This window comes from Bacillus sp. MBGLi79 (genome assembly GCF_002953915.1).
Genome location: NZ_CP026521.1, coordinates 642,640 through 650,306 on the forward strand (window position 1 = coordinate 642,640; position 7,667 = coordinate 650,306).

Annotated in this window: 6 protein-coding genes and 4 pseudogenes; 7 read left to right on the plus strand and 3 right to left on the minus strand. The window is 41.0% G+C overall.

Annotated elements, in window-relative coordinates:
* Positions 1-67, plus strand: a pseudogene (locus tag C1T29_RS24660) (hypothetical protein); the annotation flags it as partial.
* A gap of 37 nt (positions 68-104) precedes the next feature.
* Here the strand turns inward: C1T29_RS24660 and C1T29_RS03360 are convergent.
* Positions 105-677, minus strand: a complete 573-nt coding sequence (locus C1T29_RS03360) for an alpha/beta hydrolase (RefSeq protein ID WP_071582095.1) — start codon at positions 675-677, stop codon at positions 105-107.
* Positions 678-759: 82 nt separating this feature from the next.
* A complete protein-coding gene (locus C1T29_RS03365; protein ID WP_071582096.1) occupies positions 760-1,089 on the minus strand; it encodes a winged helix-turn-helix transcriptional regulator in 330 nt (109 codons plus the stop codon).
* Between the two features lie 246 nt (positions 1,090-1,335).
* On the opposite strand from C1T29_RS03365, the gene C1T29_RS03370 reads away from it, so the two are divergent.
* Positions 1,336-2,208, plus strand: coding sequence for a YitT family protein (locus C1T29_RS03370; RefSeq protein WP_014662926.1), 873 nt, complete (start codon positions 1,336-1,338; stop codon positions 2,206-2,208).
* 157 nt (positions 2,209-2,365) lie between these two features.
* Here the strand turns inward: C1T29_RS03370 and C1T29_RS03375 are convergent, their stop codons facing one another.
* Complete coding sequence (locus C1T29_RS03375; protein ID WP_103749732.1) at positions 2,366-3,553, minus strand: MFS transporter; 1,188 nt, start codon at positions 3,551-3,553, stop codon at positions 2,366-2,368.
* A 202-nt stretch (positions 3,554-3,755) separates the two neighbouring features.
* On the opposite strand from C1T29_RS03375, the gene C1T29_RS03380 reads away from it, so the two are divergent.
* The 5 genes and pseudogenes from C1T29_RS03380 to C1T29_RS03395 all read left to right on the plus strand — a co-directional run.
* Positions 3,756-4,334, plus strand: coding sequence for a TetR/AcrR family transcriptional regulator (locus C1T29_RS03380; protein ID WP_080488103.1), 579 nt, complete (start codon positions 3,756-3,758; stop codon positions 4,332-4,334).
* A gap of 525 nt (positions 4,335-4,859) precedes the next feature.
* A pseudogene (locus C1T29_RS03385) lies at positions 4,860-5,180 on the plus strand (ArsR/SmtB family transcription factor).
* A gap of 12 nt (positions 5,181-5,192) precedes the next feature.
* Positions 5,193-6,500, plus strand: coding sequence for an arsenic transporter (locus C1T29_RS03390; RefSeq protein WP_071582098.1), 1,308 nt, complete (start codon positions 5,193-5,195; stop codon positions 6,498-6,500).
* A 57-nt stretch (positions 6,501-6,557) separates the two neighbouring features.
* Positions 6,558-6,891: pseudogene (locus C1T29_RS24665) on the plus strand (arsenate reductase).
* Between the two features lie 97 nt (positions 6,892-6,988).
* Positions 6,989-7,588, plus strand: a pseudogene (locus C1T29_RS03395) (GNAT family N-acetyltransferase); the annotation flags it as partial.
* Positions 7,589-7,667 lie beyond the last annotated feature (79 nt).

Here is a 7,667-nt window from a genome sequence, read left to right on the forward strand (position 1 = left end):
ATCTACTTATAATCAAAAAGAAGAAAAAGTATTTGAAGGTGAATTATCCGTATTGATAAAACGATAACTCAGAAAGCCCGCTTTCCTAAAGCAGGCGAAAGATTTTAGCAAGTTTCTTTTGAAAAATAAGAGGTTAAAACATCATAAACAATAGGCAAAGAAGTAAATCCCTCATCTTCTAGAAAATGACCTCCGTGCTGAACTTCATATAACGCAGCGTCAATTTGTTGTGCCAGATCCTTGCTGAATAAAAAAGGCACAATTTGGTCGTCCTTAGAAGCTATGACAGCACGATGCTTCGCGGACTCGATGATTTTTTGATGATCAAACGATCCCTGTGTAAATTCATCTAGCATCTGTAAAGTGGGCAACGATTTGGCAAAGCCGGAAACAAGGATGATTCCGCCAAGCTGTTTTCGTAATTGAATATGTTCTAAAAATCTCAAAATGGCGGGGCACCCTAAGCTGTGCGCAACCAAATACGTATTTTCATGTAAAGTGTGCTGATATAAAGAGAGTGTATCCAGCCAATCCTCAAGTCTTGGCTGGAGCGGATTAGGCATGTTTAAAATGTCTGCTTGGACCCCATCTGCGAGCAGACGTTTTTTCAGCCAAGGGAACCAATGATTTGTTGAGGAGGCTCTGTAGCCATGAATGATATAGACTTGTTTTGTCATTTTTTCCTCCTAAGAAATATTTTCATTCAGTATAAAATTCCTCTCATTGGGAAACAAGTACGCACTTTTTTGTAAGTAGCTTTTACGTATGAGGCATTCCTTGTGCCATTCCCCACTTACACATTTCATCTATAAGGGGATACAAAGACAGCCCTCTGTCAGATAACGAATACTCTACCTTCAGAGGTGTTTGAGAAACCTCAGACCGATGAATAAGGCCATCAGTTTGCAACTCTTTAAGCTGTGCGCTTAACATTTTATGGGTAATGGAGGGCATAGCCCTTTTCAACTCGCCGTATCTCATCGTTTTTTCACACCCTAACTCATAGAGAATTCTCATTTTCCATTTTCCCCCTATAAGAGATAAGGTGTATTCAAACGGGGCTTGTTGACTGCGGCAAAGATTATTCATTGTCATTAACCCTCCTTTTTTAAGTATCATATCAGAATCAACCAGGATTTTCGGTGTTGAGGTTTGAAGGGCCTGGCGGGTAAATCTGAGGGGGCAAGTTCTCTCGGCCGCGTACATGAATGTTCTCATTCAAAGAGGGTTACCTTACTGTTAATTACTTTATTTAAAAAAACGCATGTTTTTAGCTGAAAATAACTATTATGGTATATTTAAATATAACGAAATATAAGAGAAATGAGGAATGGTATGAATACACCCAAAAAACATAAGAAATTTAAAGCGAAAATGATTTTCCAAATCATCATGGTTATCATTGGAGGAATCATAGCGGCATATGGACTAGAAACAGTACTCATTCCAAACAGTGTATCCGATGGAGGGGTAACGGGTCTGAGCATCGTTGGTTCACAGCTCTTCAACTTGCCGCTGGGGATTTTGATTGCGGTTATCAATATTCCATTTGTCTGGTTAGGATATAAGCAAATTGGGAAAAGCTTTGCATTATTATCAATTATCGGAATCATATCGCTTGCCGCGGGGACAAGCTTTTTCCACCACACACCCGCTATCATAGAAGGAGATACCCTGTTAATTACCGTTGTCGGCGGGATTATCCTTGGATTCGGAATGGGGCTGGCGCTGCGTAATGGCGGCGCATTAGATGGCATTGACATGCTTGCTGTGCTGCTATCCCGAAAACTGCCGTTTGGAACGAGCGATCTCATCCTATTCTTAAACCTTTTTGTGTTTATTTTTGTTTCCACAGTATTTGGCTTACAAGGGGCGTTGCTTTCAGTCATTGCTTACTACATTGCATCCAAAGTGATTCATGTTGTTGAGGAAGGTTTAAGCGGGTCCAAAACCTTCCAAATCATTACAACAGAACCCGCATTAATGGTAGAGACAATACGTGAACAATTAGGCCGAAGCGCCACATATAAAGAAGCTTACGGGGGTTTTTCCCACGAGAAATTTAAAGAAATCACATGTGTCATCAACCGCTTAGAAGAGACCAAACTAAAGGAAATTATTAATGATATTGATAAAACTGCCTTTGTTACCGTGTATGATGTAGCTGAAGTGAAGGGCAGCAATTTTAGAAATCTCAATCATCATTAGAAAAAAGCGGTAACTGACATGCCACCGGTACATATAATCAAAAACACTCTTGAGGGTTTTGTGGGTGTAACCGGTGAAGGCCTGAATTATAGAAATACCAAGGGTGTCAAAACCCTTGGTATTTTTTCTGCCAAAAATAAGCCATTTTGGTGAAAGATTATTTCTCTGTGGCGAAATAAAGCAAAGCGATGACCGGAAAAGCGATACCAATCCATAATGCTGTACTCCACCCGCCTGTGGCATATGCCCATCCTCCAATAGATGACCCTATAGCACCTCCTAGAAAGAAGATTGCCATGAATAATCCGTTTAATCGACTGCGAATTTCAGGCGCCAACGAAAAAATGGCACGTTGACTGAGCACAAGGTTTGCAGATACGCCCATATCTAACAGAATAGCGGCAGCCACTAGAACTGTTATGCCGACGGGGGAGCTGCTCTGAATCAGGAGCGGCAGTAATAAAGAGACAATGACAACACCGAGTGCGATTCCAGTGGCAATCCGGGTCAAGCCGCGATCAGCCAGACGGCCGCCTATTGGTGCAGCGACTGCACCCGCAATGCCTACCAATGCGTAGAGTGCTATTGCCTTCTGAGAAAAATGAAAAGCAGGACCGGACAATAATAAAGGAACAGTCGTCCAAAACAAGCTGAAAGCTCCAAATACAAATCCATGATAGATGGCACGGCGGCGTAAGACTGGAGTCGTGCGCAGCAGCTTCCACATTGAACCGAGTAATGCCGTATAGTTTGTATTGGCTGTTGGTTTTCTGGCAGGAAGCACTTTTGATAATAAGATGGCCAGGGCAACACTTACCACGGCAGACAAAGCAAATATTGCATTCCACCCCCAAATATCAGCGACTAGACTGGATATCGGCCGAGAAAGCATAATACCGAGTAATAAGCCGCTCATGACATTGCCAACAACCCGGCCGCGTGCAGCGTCTGATGCAAGGTATGATGCAAATGGAACAAGCACCTGGGCTGCGATTGACCCCAATCCGATGAAAAATGAAGCTGCTAAAAACAGTGCTCCATGCTTCACAAATGCTGTTAGTGTCAAAGCCGCTGCGCTTAGCAGGAGCGATGCAACGACAAGTTTTTTGTTTTCGATAATATCTCCTAAAGGGACGAGAAATAGTAAGCCGGCAACGTATCCGATTTGGGTTAGTGTGACAACCAATCCAGCACTGCTTGGAGAAAGTCCAATTGCCTTACTAATTAATCCGACCAAGGGTTGTGCATAGTAAAGATTAGCAACAATGATACCGCATGCCGTTGCGAGAAGAAGGGTTAAACTGGGTGAGATCTTCTGACCTGCTTGTTTGTTTCCATTAGCCATAAGAATGAACTCCTTTTTAAGTGGTTTTTGAGTGTAATCATGACTTCTCTCATGTTAATTTCTAAACTGAACGTTTAGTTTTGTTTATTAAGGAAAATGATATACTAAACGTTCAGTTTTGTAAATAGGTTTCTGTTTTCTTTTTTTATTCCGGTTAAGTATACTGAACGTATCGTTTATATTTCGGGAAGGAATGATTTATGTGCAGAGTAAACGAGGGCGGCCGCGTGATGAAGGAACACATAAGGCGATTCTCTCTGCAGCCTATGACCTATTGCTGGAAAAAGGCTTCGATGCGGTGACAGTCGATAAAATTGCCGAGCGTGCGAAAGTGAGTAAAGCAACGATTTATAAATGGTGGTCTAACAAGGCTGCCGTTATCATGGACAGCTTTCTTTCGACCGCGACGGACAGGCTGCCTGTGCCTGATACAGGGTCGTCAGTACATGATATAGTAACCCATGCCACGAATTTAGCAAGGTTTTTGACCAGCAGGGAAGGTACCGTTATTAAGGAATTAATAGGGGCAGGGCAGTTGGATGAAAAATTGGCAGAAGAATATCGCACACGATTTTTCCAGCCTCGCCGCCTCCAAGCGAAAGGCCTTCTAGAAAAGGGAATTCAAAAAGGTGAATTGAGAGAGAATCTTGATATTGAAGTAAGTATAGATCTCATATACGGACCGATTTTCTATCGTCTGCTTATAACAGGGGACGAGGTGAATGACTCCTATGTGCATGATTTGGTGATGAATGCGTTTAAGGGAGTTCAAGCTACATGAAGGATTTGGTACAGAAAGCCTTCAAAGAACAGGGAGAAATTAACGGCCATTTTGTAGATGTCATGGCAATGGAGAAAATACTTGCAGTATAAACAGGCCTCTAAAGAGGCCTGTTTTTTTTATGACCGGATGCTCCGTCTATATTCAGCATTGGCTGAATGACCACTCCCTGCAACTTGAAATCGTCTCATTTTTATCATGATCTGGATCATGATTGAAAACAGCCGGTCCCATACAAATAAAATGGCATTCTTCAATGTCAAAATAATCAAATCTAATGTGTAATGAAGCAATGCAAAGGGCTTTCAGAATGAGGTTGGTGTTAAGGAATCAAAAAGCTTTGATGTTCCAAATATAAGGGATTGTTTATATAAATAATAGTTTATATAATGGCGGAGGCGCTAAAAAAACGCGGGGAGAGACTCATGCTTTCGTTTAGACAAACAGAGCGCTGTCTAAAGAAACGTAAAGGGGAATGTATAGACATTTGTTGCTTATATAACGAGTTGTGAAGGACGAGTGCATATGACTATTGATGTTGCGGCGATGACTCGCTGTTTAAAAACACTTAGTGATCAAACAAGGCTTATAATGATGAAATGATTTCTTGAACAAGAATATCGTGTCTGTCAATTGGTTGATATGTTCGAAATAAGCCAGCATTTGCGAAAATTAAAAAACGCAGGGTTTGTGAATGAGGACAGAAGAGGCCAATGGCGTTATTATTCAATAAATGGTTCATGTCCTGAGTTTGATACATTGCAATTGATCTTACATCAAATCGATCAGGAGGGTGAATTGTTAAACCAAATCAAACAAAAGGAAACTCAAGCGTGTTGCCAGTAAGGAGGCATTAGATTGACATCAATGATTTTGGCGGTATTCATCTTTTTATTAACTCTAGTATTGGTCATATGGCAGCCGAAAAATTTATCTATAGGGTGGTCAGCCTGTGGAGGCGCAGCTTTAGCTCTAGTAGCAGGTGTTGTCAATTTTCATGATGTGTTAACTGTGACAGGGATTGTTTGGAATGCGACATTGGCTTTTGTGGCTATCATACTGATATCGTTAATTCTTGATAATATCGGTTTCTTTGAATGGGCAGCGCTTCATATGGCTAAGGCTGCAAAAGGAAACGGTGTGCGGATGTTCGTTTATGTATCTATATTAGGAGCTATCGTCGCTGCGTTATTTGCAAATGACGGTGCCGCTCTTATATTGACACCAATTGTATTAGCAATGGTCAGAGCATTACATTTCAATGAAAAATTAGTTTTTCCGTTTATCATTGCCAGCGGATTTATTGCAGATACGACCTCGCTTCCATTAGTAGTGAGCAATTTGGTCAACATCGTTTCAGCGGATTATTTTCATATTACATTTATTGAATATGCATCCAGAATGATTGTCCCGAACTTGTTTTCGCTGCTGGCGAGCATCATTGTGCTTTACCTTTTCTTTAGAAAAAGCATACCAAAACGTTATGATCTGTCTGAGGTGAAGAAACCTATTGAAGCGATTAAAGATCAAAACATGTTCAGACTATCGTGGTATATCTTGGGGCTCCTGGTGGTTGGATATTTTGTAAGTGAATTTTTATCTATCCCTGTATCAGTGGTAGCTGGCAGTATTGCAATCATTTTTTTAATCGCTGCGAAAAAGAGTCCGGCCGTCCATACAAAGAAAGTGGTGAAAGAAGCGCCATGGGCTATCGTATTTTTTTCAATTGGCATGTATGTTGTTGTGTATGGTGTCCGAAATGCCGGATTAACTGATGTCCTTTCAGACGTCATTCAAGCCGCAGCTGATCACGGGATGTTTGCCGGGACAATTGGAATGGGCTTTATTGCGGCCATTCTTTCTTCCATTATGAATAACTTGCCGACTGTTATGATTGACGCTTTGGCTATTGCCGGTACAGATACACATGGGATGATGAGAGAAGCGCTTATTTATGCAAATGTGATCGGTTCAGATTTAGGGCCTAAAATAACGCCGATTGGTTCCTTGGCGACATTATTATGGCTTCATGTCCTTTCGCAAAAAGGTATGAAGATTTCCTGGGGCACGTATTTTAAAACAGGAATTATTCTCACGATACCCACTTTATTGATCACACTTGTCGGCCTGTATATTTGGCTGCTGATCATCCATTCTTGTTTCTAAAAGGACAAGTCAATATATCAAGGAAAACATTGCACAGGTAACTCTTGCCGCAGCCAAATGGCTGAAGGGTGGGGGGGAAATACTTGGAGACAAGTGGAATGTGTACAGCGCAGCAATCGAGGCTCATAGATGACATCCGAATGCTGTCAAAGCCATTGAAAGAAGCAGGGATTGATATTTCAAATCAACAACGGATATCATTGATCCGAACATTTTAAACAATGCTGATTTCGTTGTTACGCTCTGCGGGGTGCAGCAGATAAATTGGGGGTTTGATGATCCGGCAAAAGCACACGGAACAGAAGAAGTTTTTCCAATCCGTGCTGAAATTAGTGACCGTTTGCTGAAATTGGGGAATAAATGTGCTGTTCAACAGGTGTCTGCGAGCTGAGTGCAGAGACCTGTTTTTTGTTTTCATTTGTCTGAGATCCGTAACAGAGAAGTTATTTAGCTTGTGACGGAGGAAAATTGATTTTGTTAACAGAATCATGAAGGAGAAGAGTTGTAAAGGGGTTGTTTGTTTGAAGGAATTAACGAAAGAAAAATATAGCAGCTTAAAAACAACGTTTGCTGACAAATATTGTCCCACATTTGTCTATTCAATATTAGACCAAGCCATTCCGGGAGCTGTTTATGTAGATGACCAAACTTGCCCTAAATCGTTTTTTATAGGAACGAAATCAGGCATTTATTTTATTGCGGGAGACCCGGAGAATCAAGTTTTTAATGATTTCATTGCTGAATATTATGAAAAACAAGCGAAATCAACAAAACGATTTACCCTGTTTTCTTCCAGTGATCGATGGGATAGCGTACTGAAAACCATATTGAAAGATGACATGAACCAAATGAGGAGAATGGCATTTTCTTTTCGGCAAAAACCCTCTAAACCGCCTTTTGAACTTCCAAAGGGGCTTGTATTGAAAAGAATAGATGAAGACATCATGTCAAACAGCACTGCTTTTAACAGCGCTTATTATGAGGAGTATTGGGATTCTGTCTCACAGTTTTCTTCAAAAGGCTTTGGATTTGCCGTATTACATGGCAATCATGTAGTAAGTGAGTGTACTTCTATATTTGTAGGGCATGGATTAGCGGAATGAAAGAATATTATTGGTATCAAGAATAACGATAAACCGTATCCCCCTATTTTTTTTATCATTGATG

Bases quoted from the DNA above. Each gene is read 5' to 3' on its own strand.
- C1T29_RS03360 (WP_071582095.1), bottom strand. From the start codon at position 677: ATGACAAAACAAGTCTATATCATTCATGGCTACAGAGCCTCCTCAACA.
- C1T29_RS03365 (WP_071582096.1), bottom strand. From the start codon at position 1,089: ATGAATAATCTTTGCCGCAGTCAACAAGCCCCGTTTGAATACACCTTA.
- C1T29_RS03370 (WP_014662926.1), top strand. From the start codon at position 1,336: ATGAATACACCCAAAAAACATAAGAAATTTAAAGCGAAAATGATTTTC.
- C1T29_RS03375 (WP_103749732.1), bottom strand. From the start codon at position 3,553: ATGGCTAATGGAAACAAACAAGCAGGTCAGAAGATCTCACCCAGTTTA.